Annotated in this window: 12 protein-coding genes; 10 read left to right on the top strand and 2 right to left on the bottom strand. The window is 58.6% G+C overall.

Features of this window, described 5'->3' with window-relative positions; genetic code table 11:
• The first annotated feature begins 23 nt into the window (after positions 1-23).
• From phnN to EDB95_RS09135, 8 genes are all read left to right on the top strand, one after another.
• The gene (gene phnN / locus EDB95_RS09170; protein WP_133992856.1) at positions 24-572 is read left to right on the top strand and encodes a phosphonate metabolism protein/1,5-bisphosphokinase (PRPP-forming) PhnN; all 549 of its coding nucleotides are present in this window, start codon (positions 24-26) and stop codon (positions 570-572) included.
• Positions 569-3910 carry a SusC/RagA family TonB-linked outer membrane protein gene (locus EDB95_RS09165; RefSeq protein ID WP_133992854.1) on the top strand — a complete coding sequence of 1114 codons (3342 nt, stop codon included), beginning with the start codon at positions 569-571 and terminating at the stop codon, positions 3908-3910. The genes phnN and EDB95_RS09165 overlap by 4 nt, the downstream gene beginning before the upstream one ends.
• Positions 3911-3931: 21 nt before the next feature.
• Entirely contained in the window at positions 3932-5566 is a 1635-nt protein-coding gene (locus EDB95_RS09160) for a SusD/RagB family nutrient-binding outer membrane lipoprotein (protein ID WP_133992852.1), read from the top strand.
• Between the two features lie 44 nt (positions 5567-5610).
• Positions 5611-6429, top strand: coding sequence for a tyrosine-protein phosphatase (locus EDB95_RS09155; RefSeq protein WP_133992851.1), 819 nt, complete (start codon positions 5611-5613; stop codon positions 6427-6429).
• Between the two features lie 85 nt (positions 6430-6514).
• On the top strand, positions 6515-7120 hold the full coding sequence (locus EDB95_RS09150) for a sigma-70 family RNA polymerase sigma factor (protein ID WP_133992849.1): 606 nt from the start codon (positions 6515-6517) through the stop codon (positions 7118-7120).
• A gap of 56 nt (positions 7121-7176) precedes the next feature.
• On the top strand, positions 7177-11673 hold the full coding sequence (locus EDB95_RS09145) for a SusC/RagA family TonB-linked outer membrane protein (protein WP_162852529.1): 4497 nt from the start codon (positions 7177-7179) through the stop codon (positions 11671-11673).
• A 2-nt stretch (positions 11674-11675) separates the two neighbouring features.
• Entirely contained in the window at positions 11676-13037 is a 1362-nt protein-coding gene (locus EDB95_RS09140) for a RagB/SusD family nutrient uptake outer membrane protein (RefSeq protein WP_133992845.1), read from the top strand.
• Positions 13038-13048: 11 nt separating this feature from the next.
• Complete coding sequence (locus EDB95_RS09135) at positions 13049-13384, top strand: RNA polymerase sigma factor (protein WP_133992842.1); 336 nt, start codon at positions 13049-13051, stop codon at positions 13382-13384.
• Here the strand turns inward: EDB95_RS09135 and EDB95_RS09130 are convergent.
• Positions 13381-13794, bottom strand: a complete 414-nt coding sequence (locus EDB95_RS09130; RefSeq protein ID WP_133992840.1) for a DoxX family membrane protein — start codon at positions 13792-13794, stop codon at positions 13381-13383. The two genes, EDB95_RS09135 and EDB95_RS09130, sit on opposite strands and share 4 nt — an antisense overlap.
• 179 nt (positions 13795-13973) lie before the next feature.
• Between EDB95_RS09130 and EDB95_RS09125 the strand changes: the two genes are divergently transcribed.
• Both EDB95_RS09125 and EDB95_RS09120 read left to right on the top strand, forming a co-directional pair.
• The gene (locus tag EDB95_RS09125) at positions 13974-14339 is read left to right on the top strand and encodes a hypothetical protein (RefSeq protein WP_133992838.1); all 366 of its coding nucleotides are present in this window, start codon (positions 13974-13976) and stop codon (positions 14337-14339) included.
• Between the two features lie 84 nt (positions 14340-14423).
• Positions 14424-15827 carry a sigma-54-dependent transcriptional regulator gene (locus EDB95_RS09120; RefSeq protein WP_133992836.1) on the top strand — a complete coding sequence of 468 codons (1404 nt, stop codon included), beginning with the start codon at positions 14424-14426 and terminating at the stop codon, positions 15825-15827.
• Here the strand turns inward: EDB95_RS09120 and EDB95_RS09115 are convergent.
• Positions 15820-18387: an ATP-binding protein gene (locus EDB95_RS09115; protein WP_133992834.1), complete on the bottom strand. Its 2568-nt coding sequence runs from the start codon at positions 18385-18387 to the stop codon at positions 15820-15822. The two genes, EDB95_RS09120 and EDB95_RS09115, sit on opposite strands and share 8 nt — an antisense overlap.
• Positions 18388-18392 lie beyond the last annotated feature (5 nt).

Below are 18392 nucleotides of genomic sequence, written 5' to 3'. Positions count from 1 at the left end.
GCAGGACCCTTGTTCACCAATTCATGGCTACACTTTTTTATGTTATGGGCGCTTCCGGCGTTGGAAAAGACGCATTGATGCAATACGCCCGCCGGTCCATAGATGGGTCCAGATCCATCGTCTTTGCGCACCGGTATATTACCCGACCTTTTGAAGCTGGTGGTGAGAACCACATCTATCTGAGTCCCGGTGAATTCGCCTTGCGGAAGGGGCGGAACCTGTTCGCACTCGACTGGGAAAGCCACGGATTTTGTTATGGCATCGGCCGGGAAATCGACGCTTGGATGGCGGACGGTTTGGACGTCGTAGTAAATGGGTCCCGGGAATACCTCCCTATCGCCCGCGAGCGGTATCCGCACCTGGTGGCCGTACTCATCGAAGCCGACCCGGCGGTCGTCCGGCAAAGGCTGGAAGGAAGGGGCAGGGAAACCCAGGAGGAAGTGGAGCGCCGTCTCCGGCGAGCACCTGTCACCACAAACACACTTTGTATCCAAAACGATAGCACGCTGGAAGAAGGGGGAAATGCGCTCCTCAGCACTCTATTCACACATCATCAATCATCACGCACATGAGTCAAAAATTGACACTCACGGCAGCCCTTTTCACGGCGCTGCTGCTCTGCCTGTTAACAGGCAGTCCTGTTTCCGCCCAGGACCTTAGGGTCGGCGGAAAAATCGTTTCCTCGGGTGCGCCCCTGGCCGGGGCCACGGTCACCGAAAAAGGGACCAAGCACAGCACCCTTACGGACGTCGACGGGAACTTCTCCCTGGAGGTAAGCAATCTGAACGTCACGCTGGTCGTCAGCTACGTCGGGTTTACCACGCAGGAGATTCCGCTGTCCGGCCGGAATTCCATATCCGTTGCCCTGATCCCCTCGGGTCAGCAACTCCAGGACGTGGTGGTCACCGCCCTTGGCATCAGCAAAGAAGCCAAGACCATCGGGTACGCAACCTCCACCGTCAAGGGGAACGACCTCATCAAGGCCAGGGAACCGGACGTCTTCAACAGCCTGGAAGGCAAAGTATCCGGTCTGACGATCGGTTCCTCACCGGAACTGCTCGGCCGTCCCGAGATCGTCATGAGGGGCACCAAGGACATCCTCATCGTCGTGGACGGTATTCCCATCAACTCCGATACCTGGAACGTCAACGCGGACGACATCGAGTCGACCACCGTCCTCAAAGGGCCCAACGCTGCAGCGCTCTACGGGTTCCAGGGACAAAACGGCGCCATCGTCATCACCACCAAACGGGGCAGCCGGGACAGCCGGGGCTGGCAGGTCAGCTTTAACAGCAGCACCATGATCGAAAAGGGTTTCACGGTCATCCCCAAGGACCAGACCGAATATGGCCGCGGGTCCAACTTCACGTATTCTTACGGGGACCAGTTGTATGACTATGGCCAGCGTCTGGCCGTATGGGGCCCCCGCTTCGAGGGCCAGAAGATCAAACAATACGACAGCCCCTGGGATCCCACGACCGGGACGCGTACGGCAACAAACTATACCGCCCGGGGCGTCAACAACCTCCAGCACTTCCTGCAAGCCGGTATCCTGTCCACGAACAACGTTTCCGCTTCCGCGGGTGGGTCCAACTATGACATCCGGATGTCCTACTCCCACATCTACCAGAAAGGACAGGCGCCCAACACCGGGCTCAACATGGACAACCTGAACATCAACACCACCTACTCCGTCAGCCCCAAGATCCGTTTCCACGCCAACCTGAACCTGAACGAGCAGTATACACCGAACATTCCGGACGTAGACTACGGTCCCAACAGCTATGTCTATATGTTCAACGTTTACGGACCGGCCGACTATGACGTCCGCGACCTGAAGAATTATTATAAGGCCCCGATGGGCGTCCCCGGTCTTACCCAGTACAACGAGAACTACGGCCGGAGCAACAACCCCTACTTCATGGCCTACCAATGGCTGCGGGGTCACTACAAAACAGACATCTACGGCTATATCAAGCTCACCTACAACATCACCCCCGAGCTGAACGCCTCGATCCGCACCCAGATCACGACCTGGGACCAGACCCGGACGGAAAAGGTACCGGCCGGTACGATCCTGAACCAATACCTGAGCTGGTACTATCCCGGTTGGTACGGAGACTACCGCGAAGACGACCGGAAGCTTTTGGAGAACAACACGGACGTGCTGTTGAGCTATAACAAAAAGTTCAGCGACTGGACCATCGGCGCGAACGCCGGGGCCAACGAACGGTCTTATAAGTACAACTCTTCTTTTACCACCACCAAAGACCTGTCCGTACCTGGGGTATACAGCTTTACCAATTCGCAGTTGCCGGTACTGGCCTATAACTTCGGGTCCAATATGCAGGTGAACAGCGCCTACTATTCCGTGGACCTGGGGTACAAGAGCTATGTCAACCTGTCCACCACCGGACGCGTCGACCACCTCTCCACCTTACCTTCCGGGACCAATACGTTCTTCTACCCGTCCGTGTCGCTGAGCACGTCGATCGGGGATTACGTAAAATTGCCGAAGGCCTTCGACCTGTTGAAGCTGAGGGGTTCCTACGCCGACGTAAAAGGGGGGCTGACCTCCTCCCAGATCGGGTCTGCTTATTCCGCCCTCTACGGGACCACGCTCAACAGCGGGTTGCTGGGTTACGGGAGCGAGCTGTATTCGTCTTATAACGGCCCGAGCTACGCCAACCAAAGCGCGTACTCCATCACGACCTATTACAACGGGGAACCCGCCGTGTCTTATTCCAGCAACATCGCCAACCCCAAACTCAAAAGCTACGACGTACAGTCCTTTGAAGAAGGGCTTGACCTGAGCATGTTCAGACACCGCGTAGGCCTGGACGTCACGTATTTCCAGACCAAGAACGGCCCGCAGATTTTCCCGCTGGGTGTCGCCTCCTCCACGGGGTATACTTCCCAGAACGTAAATGCGGTCACCACCCTGAAAAAAGGCTGGGAAGCCGACCTCGCCCTCACGCCCATCCGGACTGCGAAGTTCACCTGGGATGTCAACCTGAACTGGTCTACGTATAGGGAGACCCTGAAGAAAGTCTACGGCAGCCTCAACCACATCGTGATCAACAACCACGACTTCCACGTCGGGGACCGGATGGACGCCTTTTACAGCACCGCTTTCGTACGCGACGGCAGCGGGAACATCGTCTATCAATACGCACAAAACACGCAAACCGGCAACGGGGACCCGCTCCAGGCGCCCTCCGACATCGGCGACAAAAAGCTGCTGGGTTACCTGAACCCCAAATATACCTGGGGTATCAACAACCGCTTTACGTACAAGAGCTTTAGCCTGAGCTTCCAGTTCGACGGCCGTGTCGGCGGTGTGATCTACGACGACGTCTGGTACCACGCGATGAACGGCGGTACCGCCATCGAGTCTGACCAGGGCGCCCTGGGCGCCGCACGTCGTGCAGAATGGGAAAGTGTAAAGGCCGGGGCGGCCAAACCGACGCCTTCCTATATAGGAGATGGCGTGGTCATTACGGCCGGTACGCCCAGCTTTAGCGGCGGCAACATCACCAACATCAAGCAACTGACTTTTGCCAAAAACACCGGCGCGAGCACGGTTCAGAACTACCTGTCCGGGAACGGCCTTGCGTCCAACTTCGACGAGTTCTATACGATCTCCAGGACATACGCCAAGCTTCGGGAAGTACAGATCGCCTACATGATTCCGAAGAAAGTCCTGGGCAAAACCCTCATCAAGACCGCCTCCGTGTCCCTGGTCGGCAGGAACCTCCTGTATTTCGCCAAGCGTAAGGACTTCGACATCGACCAGTATGCCGCCGGCTACAACGCAGCCGACAACTCCACCCAGGGTACCTCGGGTGACGTGACGTTGTCTTCCCCCACGCAACGCCGGTATGGGATCAACCTCAACCTTGGTTTCTAAACCCCTATAAAATCATTGTAAATGAAAAAGAACATCTTATCATATACCGGCCTGGCGCTCGCATTGGCGTGCGCGGGTCTCAGCGGGTGCCAGAAAGGTGACCTGCTGTCCAACCCCAACGTGGCGAGCACCGCGACCACCGTTCCGCCCTCCCTTATCCTCAACCGCATCACCAACGAACTCTACAACGGCGGCGGTGTCATGGACGGTGTCAACGGGAACGCCAGCGAAATCCCTTTTAGCCAGGTGCAACGCTGGAACCAGTTCTTCGTATCCAACTTCGCCTACTACTGGGGGAACAATTCCTACAACTGGTCCAACACCGCAACCATGTACAGCGTCCTGAAGTATACCGAACTGATGGAGCAACAGGTCGCCAAGCAATACGGTTCCACGACCACCTACTACAGCGCCCTGGCGAAGTTCTTCCGGGCCTACAACTTTATCTGGTATACCCAGCGCGTGGGGGACATCCCCATGTCGGAAGCCGGGGACGCCAACAACACGACGCCGAAGTACGACCTCCAGCACGACGTCTATAAGAATTGCCTGGCCCTGCTGGACACCGCCAACACGCTGATGGCCTCCGTCGTCACCCCCGCCAACCAGAACAACACCATGGACGCCACCGGGGACATTTACGGTCTGACGTACCTCCAATGGCAAAAGGTCATCAACACCTATAAACTCCGTGTCCTGATCAGTCTCAGCAAACGCGCCGCAGACAACGCCGACCTGAATATCACACAACAGTTCGCGGCCATCGTGACCAATCCCACAAAGTACCCGATCATGACGTCCAACGCGGACAACATGACGTACAAGTACAACGCCGCGTACAACAAGTACCCCATTTCCCCGAACTATACGCCCTATAACTTCTTTGAGGACGTATGTAATACCTACCTGAACATTACGACGGCCGACCAGGATCCCCGGACCTTTATCGCCGCTTCGCCCGCCCCTGCCCAGTTCTATGGGCAGCACAAAGCCCTGGGTGATTTTACCGCTTATGTCGGTGCGGACATCGACCTCAGCGAAGGGGACATCAACAACAATTCCGTCGCCGGGCAATATTCGTATACCAACTACGCCCGGTACTATTCGGACCCCACCGGGGCCACCGAGGAACCGTATATCCTCGTCGGTTATCCCGAGCTGTGTTTCAACATTGCGGAGGCCGCCAACAGGGGCTGGTTGTCGGGCGTTTCCGGTCTGACCTGGTACAACAACGGGATTGCAGCTTCCCTGGCGATGTACAAACTCGCCGACGGTGTCCAGATCCCCGAGGCCGACAGCGCCGGGAATTCCCTGGGTTCGGTGACCGCCAACGTCACTGCTTTCCTGGCCAACCCCAACGTCGTTTATGCCGGGGACAACGCCGCCGGTCTGAAACAAATCCTCACCCAGAAATACGTGGCCTTCTGGCAGAATTCGGGTTGGGAAGCCTTCTACAACTGGAGGCGGACGGGTGTGCCCACCTTTGGACAAGGCGGTCCCGGGATCGGAACCACCTCCAGCGGCAACCTGATTCCGCTGCGCTGGCAATATCCGCTGGACGAGGCCAACTATAATTCCACGAATTACCAGTCGGCTATCCAGTCTCAGTACGGAGGTACGGACGACATCACCAAACCCATGTGGCTGATCAAATAATATCACCGGGAGGAGGCGGTTCGCCTCCTCCCTTTATTTTTCCTATGCAAAAAATATTTCTCCTATACGCGCTGCTGGCGCTGGTACAACCGGTCCATGCACAAGTTGCCGACAGCACCCGCCGGCACATCGCCTTGCAAGGGGCCGTCAATGTGCGCGACCTGGGCGGATACCCCGGGGCGGACGGACGGCTGGTCAAATGGGGCAGCCTCTATCGCGCCGCGGATATCAGTAAGCTCACGGACGGGGACCTGCGCACCCTGGACAGCCTCCACATCCGCTGTGACGTGGACCTGAGGGGCGTGGCCGAAAGCGCACAGGCACCCGACAAGATCAACCCCGGGACCGATTACCTTCTTTGTCCCGCGGGCAGCGACAGCACCAACAAATGGATGCGGCAACTGGTGGGTTTGCAAAGCGGCGGCGACTCCATGATGATCGCGTTCTATGCCAACACCACCTACCTGACCGCCCGCTACAAACCATTTTTTGACAAACTCCTCACCCTGCCGGATACCAGCGCCCTACTGTTCCATTGCACCGCCGGCAAGGACCGGACGGGCATCGGCGCCGCCCTTGTGCTCTATGCCCTTGGCGTGCCGTATACGGTCATCCGGGCCGACTACGAGGCCACCAACGTCTACCGGAAAGACGCCAACGAACGCATGATCCAGTCCATGGTAAAGGGGTTGCACATCAACGAACAGGTAGCCCGGGACATGTTGAGTGCCAAGGGGATGTACCTCGACGCCACCTTTGCGGCCCTCCGGAGCCAATATGGATCCATCGACGCATACCTGCATGACCAACTGGGTCTGGACGATTCGGCCCTTTCCCAACTCAGGAACCGTTTCCTGCAATAGTTGTTCATTTTATTCATTTTACTCATTTCCACCTCTTGGCTATGACGGATTCCTTCCGAACAGGATATTTAGTGTACATTAAAGTATGCAGACGACCGTCGACAGAAGTGCATCGGGTGAGGACGTATTATTAAGGGATTTCAGGGAAGGGGATACTCAGGCCCTGAAACACATTTTTCAACTCCATTGGAAAACCCAGGTCTTTTTTGCCAGCCGTTTTATTCCTGAACAGGATATATCGGAAGATATTGTTTCGGAAGCCTTCCTAAAGCTGTGGAGCCGTCGGGAAGGCTTTTCTTCTTTGCCCTCCATCCGCGCCTTCCTCTATACCGCCACCCGGAACGCCTGCGTCGACCATCTTCGTAAAGTCAAGGGACAGAAGGCGTTCCAAAAAGAATTCGTCCACATCGAACAGGATCGTCTCCAGGAAGACGAGTTCAACGAAGTGGTCCGGGCCGAACTCATGGCCAAAATCATGTCCTCCATCGACCTGTTGCCCAGCCAGTACCGGAAGGTCATGCACCTCAGTACCCAGGGCATGGATACCGAAGCCATCGCCCGTGAAATGAACCTGTCCCCTAAGATCGTCAGGAACTACAAGGCACGGGCCATCAACATCTTAAGAAAGGATCTCCTGGACAAGTCCTCCCTGCTTCTCCTCCTTTCCCTATGCAGCGCACACCATCTCTGAAATTTTTTTTTCCGGATGATGGTGTCTTTTTAACAACCCTACGTTTTAATAGTACTATGGAAAATCAAAGCGTGCATCATGCCTTCAGGATTGCAGAGCTGATCCGTCTTTACAGAGACCGTCAGCTCAGCGGTGAAGATGCTGTCCAGTTCGAGGCCTGGCTCGGGGAAAAACCCGGAAACCGGCAATTGGTGGACGAGTGGGATGACGAAGAAACCGTAGAACGATATATAGATAAGTATGTCTCTGCTACCGATGCGGAGGTTGCCTTTGAAACCAGAATAGCCACACGCTTAACCGACCGGTATGCACCGGTAAGACATGTAAGGGTGTACTGGCTGACCGGTATTGCCGCCAGTCTGGTGGCAGCAACGCTGGTCGCCGCCCTCTGGTACGGCAAGGAGCGACAGGCGTCGCAACACGCCCTTGCCGTCCATGCGCCGGTGGCCGCTCCCGGGTTACCCACCGCCCCGCCGGGCAGTGGGAGCCCCGGCCCGGGAAGCGCGCGCGCCACGCTGACGATGTCGGATGGTCACCAGTTCATCCTGGATGAACTCCCGGTGGGGTGGGTGGCCGTGGAAGGGGGCACGCACATTCTTAAAAAAGCACAGGGCCTCCTGGGGTATGATGCGGCAGGGACGCCTGCAACCGGCACCCCCGGGAACCTAGCCCTGAATACGATAACGACGCCGAAAGGCGGCACCTATAAAGTGGAATTGCCCGACGGAACCATCGCCTGGCTCAACGCTGCCTCATCATTGCGCTTTCCCGCGGCTTTCAAAGGGAATGTACGCGAAGTGTCCCTCGACGGGGAAGGCTACTTCAACGTAGCGCAGCGGCCCGACGCACCGTTTATCGTACACACGGAACATTCCAACACCGACATAAAAGTGCTCGGCACTCGATTCGACGTGCTGGCCTATGAAGATGAACCTATCTGCAAGACTACCGTTCTGGATGGCTCTGTTAAGGTAACCGCTGGCACTGGGGCCAGCGGTACCTTACAGAAAGGCCAGGAAGCCCAGTCCACCAGGAGCGGTGCGCTCCGGGTGTTCCCCGCTACGGGGGACGCCATTGCATGGACCAACGACGAGCTTCCCCTGAACAGAAACATCACCAGCATCATGCGGGACATTGCCCGCTGGTATGACGTCACCGTCGAATACCGGGGCGACGTCAGCGGACGCAGCTTCGGAGGCATTGTCCCCCGGGACAGCAGCCTCACGTATGTGCTGAAAGTACTCGAAGGCACCGGCAGCATTCACTTTACCCTGGACAAAAGGAGGATCATCGTAATGCCTTGGCGCATGCTTGCAAGACTAACTATCCTTATGTTTACCATGATCTGGACCCCTACCATATACGCGCAGGAGCCTTCTGTGCCCATAACCCTTCATGTAAAAGGGGTCCGCATAGAAGACGTGCTCAGCTCCATCAGCCGCCAGACGGGATGTTTTTTCGTCTACGACATGGCCAGCCTCCGTCTCGCGGGCCGGATCACCCTCAACATCGACCGTGTCCCCCTAAAGGAAGCCCTGGACCGCTGTATGGACGGCCAGCCGCTGACCTATACCGTTTTCGACAAGACCATCGTCATCCGCGCCAAGACGCCGCCTCCCCCGCCCCGGCGGTTGCCCATGACCGTAAGCGGGCGCGTCGTCAATGAACGCCGGGAACCCGTCCCGGGCGCCAGCGTGAGCATCATAGGAACGATCCGCGGTGTTTTTGCGGGGGACGACGGGGTTTTCAGCCTGAACAATGTCCGTGTGGGCGATACGTTAAAGGTCAGCTGCATCGGCTATGAAACCAAGGATATCCCCATCCATGGCGGCACCCCGCTTGACATCATGCTGCATACCTTTGCCAGCGTCCTGGATGAGACGGTGATCATCGCCTACGGGACGACGACCCGGCGGCTCAATACCGGCTCGGTCTCCAAGGTGACCCAACAGGCCATCGGCCTGCAACCGGTGGCGGACCCCCTGGAAACGCTCCAGGGCCGGGTACCGGGGGTACTGATCACCGCCAGCAGCGGCATACCGGGATCCTATTACAAGGTCCAGGTCCGGGGGCAAAGCTCGATCCTCCAGGGATCCGATCCCCTGATCGTCATCGACGGGGTCCCCTTTGCACCGAATAATAACCCCCTTAACCAACTGGTGTCCGCCGCCAATCCCCTGGGGAATGCGAGCCAGGGTGGGCTGAGCCCCCTGGCGTTGATCAATCCCGGCGACATCGAAAGCATAGAAATTCTAAAGGACGCCGACGCCACGGCCATCTACGGGAGCCGGGGCGCCGCCGGGGTCATCCTCATCACGACCCGCAAAGGCCGCCCGGGCAAAGCCGGCTTCAGCCTGAGCGCCTATACAGGGGCCGGCGCCGTCACGCGTACCCTGCCCATGATGGGTACACCGGCCTATCTTGCGATGAGGCGCGCGGCTTTTGCGCAGGACTCCGTGACGCCCACCGCCATCAACGCACCGGACCTCCTCGTTTGGGACACCACCCGGTATACCAATTTCAACAAACTCCTGATCGGGGACTGGGGCGCCACCAACGACGTCCAGGCCAGCCTGTCCGCCGGGAGCGACCAGACGCAGGTCCTGCTCAGCGGAAACTACCACCAGCAGCAAAGCGTGTTCCCCGCGCACCTGGGCGACCAGCGGGGCGGCTTGTATGCCAGCATCAACCACCACTCCCTCAACAAACGGTTTGCCGCGGACTTTACGTTCAACTACACGGCGGACCACAACGCCTGCATCGCCCAAGACCTGACCGCCAGCGTCAACCTGCCCCCCGACTACCCGGCGCTCAAAAACGCCTCCAACGGCTTTGTGTGGCAGGACAAGGGCATCTCTTTTTCAGTAAACCCCCTGGCGTATCTCCTGGACCGGTATACGGCTCAGTCCAGCAACGTACTGACCCATCTCCAGTTGTCCTACCAGGTTGTCCAGGGGCTGAGCCTGAAAGTAAGCGCAGGATACAATGCCCTGCAGGTGAACGAAACGGGGATCGTCCCCATCGCTGCGCAAAACCCCGCCACCAGCCCCACGGGGTTTGCCCAGTTCGGAACCCGTCACCTCAGCAACTGGATCGCGGAGCCACAGGCCGAATACACAACCCGTCTCGGAAAGGGCCGGTTGCAACTGCTCGCCGGTGCCACCTGGCAGGGGCTCACAGGGACCGGGTACATGATCTCCGGCTACGGCTACCACGACGACGCCCTGCTCGGCTCCACCAACGGGGCCGCCGGTCTCAGCTCGGTCAACACCAGCACGGCATACCGGTATGAGGCCGCCTTCGGCCGGCTCACCTATAACCTAAAAGACCAATACCTCCTCAACCTCTCCGCCCGCCGGGACGGTTCGAGCCGGTTCGGCCCCGGTAAACAGTTTGCCGGTTTCGGCGCGGCCGGCATGGCCTGGATCTTTACCAAAACGGCCCTTCATTTACCGTTTCTTAGTTATGGGAAAATCAGGGCCAGCTATGGCATCACGGGTAACGACCAGATCGGGGACTACCAATACCTGGACGTGTGGAGTTCCACCCCCTATCCCTACTTAGGCTCTGCCAGCCTTTACCCGGTCCGGCTCTATAACCCCTACTACAGTTGGGAGATCAACCGGAAACTGGAGGGCGCGCTTGAATTAGGATTCCTAAACGACAAGATCCTCTCCACGACCGCCTGGTATATGGACAGGGGCGGCAATCAACTGATCCGTTATGGACTTCCCCTCCAGACAGGATTTAGCGGGATCACCGAGAACTTCCCGGCCCTGGTCGAAAACACCGGTCTGGAGGAAGAGCTGACGACGCGCAACATCACCACCAGGCAGGTACAATGGTCCACGACCCTCAACCTCACCCTGCCGTATAACCGGCTCCTGTCGTTTCCGGGCATCGCCACGTCCTCCTATTCCAATCTGCAGGTCGGGCAACCCCTGAGCATCGTCGATGGTTTCCTCTATAACGGCGTCAATTCCGCCACGGGGACGTATACCTTCAAAGACATCGACCAGAGTGGCCAGATCTCCTACCCCGGGGACTACGTCAAAAACATCGCCCACCTGGCGCCGACGCTTTTTGGCGGGTTGTCGAGCAGCCTGCACTACCGCTCCTGGCAGTTGGATGCTTTGGCCTCCTTTCGTCTGCAAAAAGGCCCGAATTACTATTATTACTATTACAACAGCGGCTTTCTTCCCGGCACCCTTTACAACCAGCCGGTGGCCAAAGGAACCGTCTGGACCCATCCGGATGAACAGGCCACCCTCCAACGCTACACCGCGGGATACAACGCCGCCGCATACACCGCCGGATACGACCTGGCCAATTCTTCGGCCGCTTATTCCGATGCCTCCTTCCTGCGTCTGACCAATGTTTCCCTATCCTATACTTTCGCGCACTTATGGGGGCTGGACCAGGTTCAGTTGTATGTCCGGGCCCAGAACCTGTTGACCCTGACGCGGTACATGGGCGCTGATCCGGAGACCCAAAACACGTTTGTGCTTCCTCCCTTAAAAGTGATGGTGGGGGGCATCCATTGTCAACTGTAATCATGGCTTCCTGGAAACCATATATCGTCTTGGTTGTCGCCCTCTGCGCCTGTAAGAAGTTTGTGGAGGTCAGCCCGCCCGCCGGTCAAAGCTCCACCAGCCAGGTCTTCTCCGGGGACGCCGACGCCACCGCCGCCATGAACGGGGTTTATAGCCTGATGATGGGCTCCAACTTCGGCTTTGGCGATGGGGCCGTTACCTTGTATTTCGGGTTGAGCGCGGATGAGCTCTACAACACCACCCCCAGCCCGCCGGTGGACCAGTTTGCACAAAACACCCTGAACGCCAACAATCCCCTGCTGGTGACCAACTGCTGGGGAGACGCCTATAGTTATCTTTACCAGGTGAATGCCGTCCTGGAGGGCCTGTCCCGCTCCACGGGCGTCAGCGCCCCCGTCAAGGCGCAGCTCACCGGCGAGGCGGACTGCGTACGCGCCTTTTGTTACCTGTACCTGACCAACCTTTTCGGGGACGTGCCCTACGAGACCAGCACCGACTACACCCTCAACGGCACCATGCCCCGCACGCCAAGGGACTCGATCTACCTGTTGTCTATCCGTGACCTGCTTAACGCCCAAAACCTGCTGACCCCCGCCTATCCCACCGCCGGCCCACTCAAACCCAACAAATGGACGGCCGCCGCGCTGCTGGCCCGGTTCTACCTGTATGAAAGCGACTGGGCGGACGCCGACGCGGAAAGCAGCAAAGTCATCGACAGCGGTGTCTATCACCTCGAACCCGACCCCAACCGTATTTTTCTCGCCTATAGCCCCGAAGCCATCTGGCAGATGGCACCCGTGGTGCCCGGCCTCAATACGTACGAAGGGTATGATTTTATCCCCGCCGACAGCAACACCATCCCCGCGTATGCCCTCGATACCGGTTTACTAAACGCCTTCGAGCCGGGCGATTTGCGGCGAACCGACTGGCTGGGCCAGTCCACCATCGCAGCGGAAACGTACTACTACCCGTTTAAATATAAGATCCAGTCCGGCAACACCCACGTGGAGAACTACACCCTCCTGCGCCTCGCGGAACAATACCTGATCCGCGCAGAGGCCCGGGCGGAGGAAGGGAACCTCGGGGGGGCTGCCGCGGACCTAGATTCCGTAAGGCTCCGGGCTGGGCTGCCGCCTACTTCGGCTACCGGTTTTTCGGGGCTTCTCGCCGCGATCCTCCATGAAAGACGCGTCGAGCTTTGTTTCGAATGGGGCCACCGCTGGTGCGACCTCAGGCGAAGCGGTCAGGCCGGCGTGGTGCTTTCGTCATTGAAGCCCGGCTGGCGCGACCTTGATACCCTTTACCCTATACCCCTATCCCAATTACAGGCCAATACATCACTTTCGCAAAATCCAGGTTACTAAAAATGACAAAGATGAAAGAACGGAACACGCACCTGCTGGACGTCGCCGATGTACCGGAAGACACGCTGATCTCGCTGATGAAGGCCGGGGAAACAAAGGCATACAGGTACTTCTTCTGGGAGTATGCCGACTACGTCAACACCCTCGCCCACTCCCTGCTCTCCAACCCGGAAGACGCCCAGGTCGTCATGCAACAGATCATGAGGGACGTCTGGACAAAGCGCAAAACGTCCTGGTTAAAGGCTCCGCTGAAGCCCTTTCTTTATCGCGAAGTATACAGGCAGTGCCAGCCTTTCCTGGAGGGGAAAAGGCGCGCGTCCCTGCTCGGCAGGCTATTCCGGCCTTAATTGCTGCCCGGTTTCTTGCTGCTGCGCGCGTCCAGCGAGATCCCGTTGTGATCGATCAACGCGAGAAGCCCCGCCAGATAGACTCCGTAAAACAATTGAATGGCCACGTTCTGCCATTCTTCAATCATCGTCGATCCAAAGATCAGGATCAGCATAAGCGCCCCGCCCAGGAAAAGCGCAAACCGCGTAAACAAGCCCAGGAGCAAGAGTATCCCCGTGAGCAATTCCAGGAAAGGCAACACGTAGCTAAAGGGTTGCAACAACCAAAGGGGGAAAAAAGTCCTGTTGAATTCAATGGTCAACCCAAGGCTGAACTGCTCCAGCTTGGGCATACGAACGAGTCCATGTCCGAGAAAACTCATGGCAATCGGAAGCCTGGCCATCAGATAGGCCCATGTATACCGTTTCATATACCTGGATTTTGTATATAAAAGTACAATTATGCGGCAACGTGTGGGGATATTCCCCGTTCACTTTTCATTCGGGTCTTTTTCAATCTTTTGATTATCATTTTCTTGGTAGCCCGTTTTGGGTTTGGCATCATTCTATTGCCCCTTATTGGAAAATCACATCTGCAAAAAACATCGTTATGAAAAAGACCTTATTATCCATGACAGCCCTGGTCCTTTGCGGAGGGCTATTTTCGGCGAGGGCCGCGGGCGCCGATACGGCGGCGCATTTGGACACGGCCGCGGGCGTTAGCGCCGCGCACTTTGACACCGCCGCGCACTTTGACACCGCCGCGCTCGCCGTCGCACCGCTTGCCTCGTATACCGCTTCGAACTTCGATACCGCGGCGCGGCGGGATACTGCCGCCCGCCACCAGGCCATAGATACAGCCGTTGCTAAGAAAGACACCTCGATGTTGACCCATCGGGTCGTGGGGGCCGTAGCCGATACGACAGAAAAACCCGCGAAGGATACGACCAAAAAGAAAAAGGGGGGTGACCAATAGGGCATTTTTTTACCAACCCTCTAACACGTACGAAAGCCGGATTCACTCCGGCTTTCGTATTTTTGTCTTGAAATCAGCTGACCTATGCCAAAAACCCTATTGGTGGAAGACGATCCCACCTTCTCCCGGCTTTTGGGAGATTTTCTCCATAAACATGCTTACCAAACGGACATCGTCCGGGACGTCAAGACGGGGATCCGCCGGCTGGAGACCGATTCCTATGACCTCCTCCTGCTGGACTATCGCCTGCCCGATGGGAACGGCCTGGAAGTGCTGTCTCGGGCCAGGGAAAACGGCGTCACGATCCCGGCTATCGTCATGACCAGTTTTGACGACATCCGTACCGCCGTAAGGGCCATCCGGTCCGGGGCATTCGACTATATTACCAAACCCGTCAACCCCGACGAGTTACTCATGGTGATCCATTCGGCGATGGACACCGGCAAACCTGTGTCCGGTCGCGGGCCCGAGCCGGACTATATCCGCGGGGGGAGCGCCCCTGCCGCCAAGCTCTACGAATACATCGACCTCGTCGCGCCCACCGACATGTCCGTGATCATACAAGGGGAAAGCGGCACCGGGAAAGAATACGCCGCGCGTTGCATCCACCGCGGGAGCAAACGGGCTTCGGGTCCCTTTGTCGCCATCGACTGCGGTGTACTTTCCAGAGACCTGGCCTCCAGCGAACTTTTTGGTCACATCAAAGGGGCCTTTACCGGCGCCGTGTCCGACAAAAAGGGGCTGTTCGAAACTGCAAAGGGCGGCACCCTTTTCCTCGACGAAATCGGGAACCTTGGTTACGATACCCAGGTAAAACTCCTTCGGGCACTCCAGGAAAAAATCATCCAACCCATCGGCAGCACCCGCCCCATCCCCGTCGACGTGCGCATGATCGTCGCCTCCAACGAAGACCTCCCCACCGGCGTTCAAAAAGGAGAATTCCGGCAAGACCTTTACCATCGCCTCAACGAATTCAAGATCCACGTGCCGCCCCTCCGCGAGCGCGGCAAAGACATCGACCTCTTTATCACCCACTTTATACAACAATCCAACGAACAGCTCGGCAAACACGTACACGGCATCGATCCCGAAGCCCTCGACCTGCTCCACCGCTACGACTGGCCCGGTAACCTGCGGGAGCTCCGCAATGTCGTCAAGCGTATGGTGTTGCTCGCGAAGACCGGGGTCGCGGGGATTGATTGTCTGCCGGATGATATGGAGTTGTCGGTCACCTGGACGCCGGGTGGCGGGGCGCCAGGGGGCCGCGGGCCTTTGGTCCTGGGCGCCGGGGTGCCGGGCTCGCCAAGCGCCGCTGCACCGGGCTCCGCGGCCGGCACCGACCTCAAAGCTTTGCAGGAGGCCAACGAAAAGGCGCTGATCGAAAAGACTTTGCGGGATGTGCGGTACAACAAATCCAAGGCCGCGCGTTTACTCAACATCGACCGAAAGACCCTCTATAGCAAGATCGAACGCTACGGTCTTAGCTGACGGGCGCCTCCGTCATTTCTTCGGCTTTCGCAATCAGCGTGTCCAGCTGCGCGCATAAGCCCAGCAGTTGCTTTATGCTCGCGTCATCGAGTATCTGTTCATGCGTCAACGTTTTTTCCATCCTCCGGAGGTCTGTCGACAGTCGGCGCGCGCCGACTTGTCCGGTACGTCCGGCGATGCGGTGTACCAGCAAGAGGGCACCCGCGAAGTCGCGCTCCCGCAGATAGTTTGCGAGAAGAACCTTGTCCTGGCGTTGATCTCTTGCGAAGTGGCGCAGCATTTGGTTCAGTTGGGCTTTGTCACCGAGGGTCATGCGTTCGAGCGGTGAAGGGTCCCAGTCGGGTGACGCAGCCACGGGAGTGGCGGGTGCCGCCTCCTCGAAGATCCCCAGCAGATCCCGCTCGGTAAACGGCTTTAGCAAAATCCCGTCGAACCCGCCTTCGAGGACGCGGGCCTGTTCGTCGGGGAGGACCTGGGCGGTGAGGGCGAAGATGCGGACGCCGGGCGGAATGCGGTCGCGAAGGGTGGCGCAGACCTCGAAGCCGCTCATGCCAGGCATGCGGATGTCGAGCAATACATAGCACACCGCTCCGTCCCAGGGTTCATTAAGGAGCGCGGCGGGGGAAGAAAAACACCGGTGCGCGATGTGATGACGGTCGAGGATCCAGGAGCAGACGTCGAGGATAAATGGGTCGTCATCCAAGATCCAGGTTTTTTTGTGGCGTGCGATGCTGTGGGGAAGTTGGACGTGTTCCGGCAACGGCACGGGGGCGATGGTGTAGGGCAGCGTGACGGTAAAGCAGCTTCCTTCGCCCGGCGTGCTGGCCACGACGATGCGGCCGCCCTGGGCCTCCACGAGTGCTTTGCTGATCGGGAGGCCGAGACCCGTCCCCGAGGGGCCGGACCGGCTTTCGGCTTGTTCGAATTCCTGAAAGACGCGTTCGAGGTCTTCGGGTGCGATGCCGGGACCGGTATCGGAAATGGCGCATATTAAATGCCCATCCTCGTAACGCACGTCGAGGTTGACCCAGCCGGTGGTCGTGAATTTGATGGCGTTGCCGAGAAGGTTGTACAGCACCTGTTTGAGGCGGAAGGGGTCGCCTTCGAGAAGCAGGGGCTGCTGCGCGGCGGCCGGCGCGAGCTGCGCGGCAGCGGGCGCGAACGGCACGAGCGCGGGTGCACCGGGCAGCGCAGCGGTGCGCGGCGCTGGCGCAGCGGCGGGCGCAGGCGTGGCGGGCGCCGCAAGCGCATAGCGCGTGGTGAGCGCCAGCCCCTTCTCATCGGCCTGCAGCCGCAGCACCGACACGATCTCATCCAGCAGCTCTAATGGCCGGAAAACCCGCCTGGTAAAGGTGAACTTCCCGGAAACGATCCGGTTATAGTCGAGGACCTCGTTGACAATCTGCAGGAGGTGCTCGGCGGAGTGGTGGAGGGCGTCGATGTCTTTGTGGGCGGCAAAGCCTTGGGCGCGGATGCGTTCGGAATAGCCGACGATGGATTGGAGGGGGGTCCTGATTTCGTGGCTCATGTTGGAGAGGAAGCGTTGTTTGGCCTTGCTGTGGTATTCGGCCTGGTCGCGGGCGGTTTCGATTTCCTCGCGGTAGGCGTTGCCGCGGGCGATGTCGGTGAGGATGAAATAGAGCAGGACGGCGGTAACGAGGAAAAAGGTGAACATGATGGCGTTGATGCGCGTGATGCCGGTGTGGACGACTTCTTCGGCCCGGGCGTTGCTGGCTTCCATGCGTTCTACGGCGTCTTGCTCGACTTGTTTGAGGACGAGGAGGATCTGGCGGTTGAGGCGGTCGCTGGCGGCGGCGAGCTGGGCTTCACGGTCGAGGAAAAGGGTACTGCAACGGCGCCGGTGGCGCTCGAAGTCTTGCATGCGGGCGTCGAGGGCGTCAGCGGTGGTATCCGCGGCGGCGGTGGCGATCGTATCGACGTGGGTACGGGTTTCTTCCCGTACGACCTGGTAGGGGGCGGCGGCGGGGGCGGGCGGTGAAGCTTTCTTTTTCCCAAATAATTTACGGAAAAAGCCACGAGAAGCCTGCGGATGGGCGGGCTCCTGTCCGGGGTATACGGTGGTGGTGTAGGACTTGCGTTCGGTGGTGACGACGGTGGAATCCTTGGGCGGTGGGCTGTTGCGGACATTCTCCGCCAAAGCAAAAACCTGGTGACTGAGCGAACTGTCTTCGACGACCTCGGCGCGGACCCGCAAATAGTCGGAGACGAGCTTGTCGCGCTGGCCCAAAAGGTGTTCAAGGGTATTGACCTGTGCGCTCCGGAGGGAGTCGCCGGCGTAAAGGCCTCGGAGCGTATCGATGAGCAGGTGGAGGGGCCGGAGGTCCTGCCGCTGCAGGCCCTCCAGGCGGGCGATGCCGGCAGACAAGGCGCTGGCGACGCGCCAGGGGGAATTGGCGGCGGACGTGTGCTGAACGGCGCCCAGCATGCGGCGGAAGGTCCCCTTGCTGACCGCCCAGGCGAGCAGGAGCGCGCAGCAGGACAGGACGAGGGCGGTAATGACCTTTCCCCTCACCGAACGTGTAAATCCGCTTCGGGTCATGGCTG

Origin of the sequence: Dinghuibacter silviterrae (assembly GCF_004366355.1) — a bacterium.
Taxonomy (GTDB): domain Bacteria; phylum Bacteroidota; class Bacteroidia; order Chitinophagales; family Chitinophagaceae; genus Dinghuibacter; species Dinghuibacter silviterrae.
Note: the sequence above shows the minus strand (reverse complement) of the source record. Positions and strands in the feature narration are given on the sequence as shown.

Excerpts from the sequence above, each read along its gene's own strand:
- phnN (WP_133992856.1), top strand. The coding sequence starts at position 24 with ATGGCTACACTTTTTTATGTTATGGGCGCTTCCGGCGTTGGAAAAGAC.
- EDB95_RS09165 (WP_133992854.1), top strand. The coding sequence starts at position 569 with ATGAGTCAAAAATTGACACTCACGGCAGCCCTTTTCACGGCGCTGCTG.
- EDB95_RS09160 (WP_133992852.1), top strand. The coding sequence starts at position 3,932 with ATGAAAAAGAACATCTTATCATATACCGGCCTGGCGCTCGCATTGGCG.
- EDB95_RS09155 (WP_133992851.1), top strand. The coding sequence starts at position 5,611 with ATGCAAAAAATATTTCTCCTATACGCGCTGCTGGCGCTGGTACAACCG.
- EDB95_RS09150 (WP_133992849.1), top strand. The coding sequence starts at position 6,515 with ATGCAGACGACCGTCGACAGAAGTGCATCGGGTGAGGACGTATTATTA.
- EDB95_RS09145 (WP_162852529.1), top strand. The coding sequence starts at position 7,177 with ATGGAAAATCAAAGCGTGCATCATGCCTTCAGGATTGCAGAGCTGATC.
- EDB95_RS09140 (WP_133992845.1), top strand. The coding sequence starts at position 11,676 with ATGGCTTCCTGGAAACCATATATCGTCTTGGTTGTCGCCCTCTGCGCC.
- EDB95_RS09135 (WP_133992842.1), top strand. The coding sequence starts at position 13,049 with ATGAAAGAACGGAACACGCACCTGCTGGACGTCGCCGATGTACCGGAA.
- EDB95_RS09130 (WP_133992840.1), bottom strand. The coding sequence starts at position 13,794 with ATGAAACGGTATACATGGGCCTATCTGATGGCCAGGCTTCCGATTGCC.
- EDB95_RS09125 (WP_133992838.1), top strand. The coding sequence starts at position 13,974 with ATGAAAAAGACCTTATTATCCATGACAGCCCTGGTCCTTTGCGGAGGG.
- EDB95_RS09120 (WP_133992836.1), top strand. The coding sequence starts at position 14,424 with ATGCCAAAAACCCTATTGGTGGAAGACGATCCCACCTTCTCCCGGCTT.
- EDB95_RS09115 (WP_133992834.1), bottom strand. The coding sequence starts at position 18,387 with ATGACCCGAAGCGGATTTACACGTTCGGTGAGGGGAAAGGTCATTACC.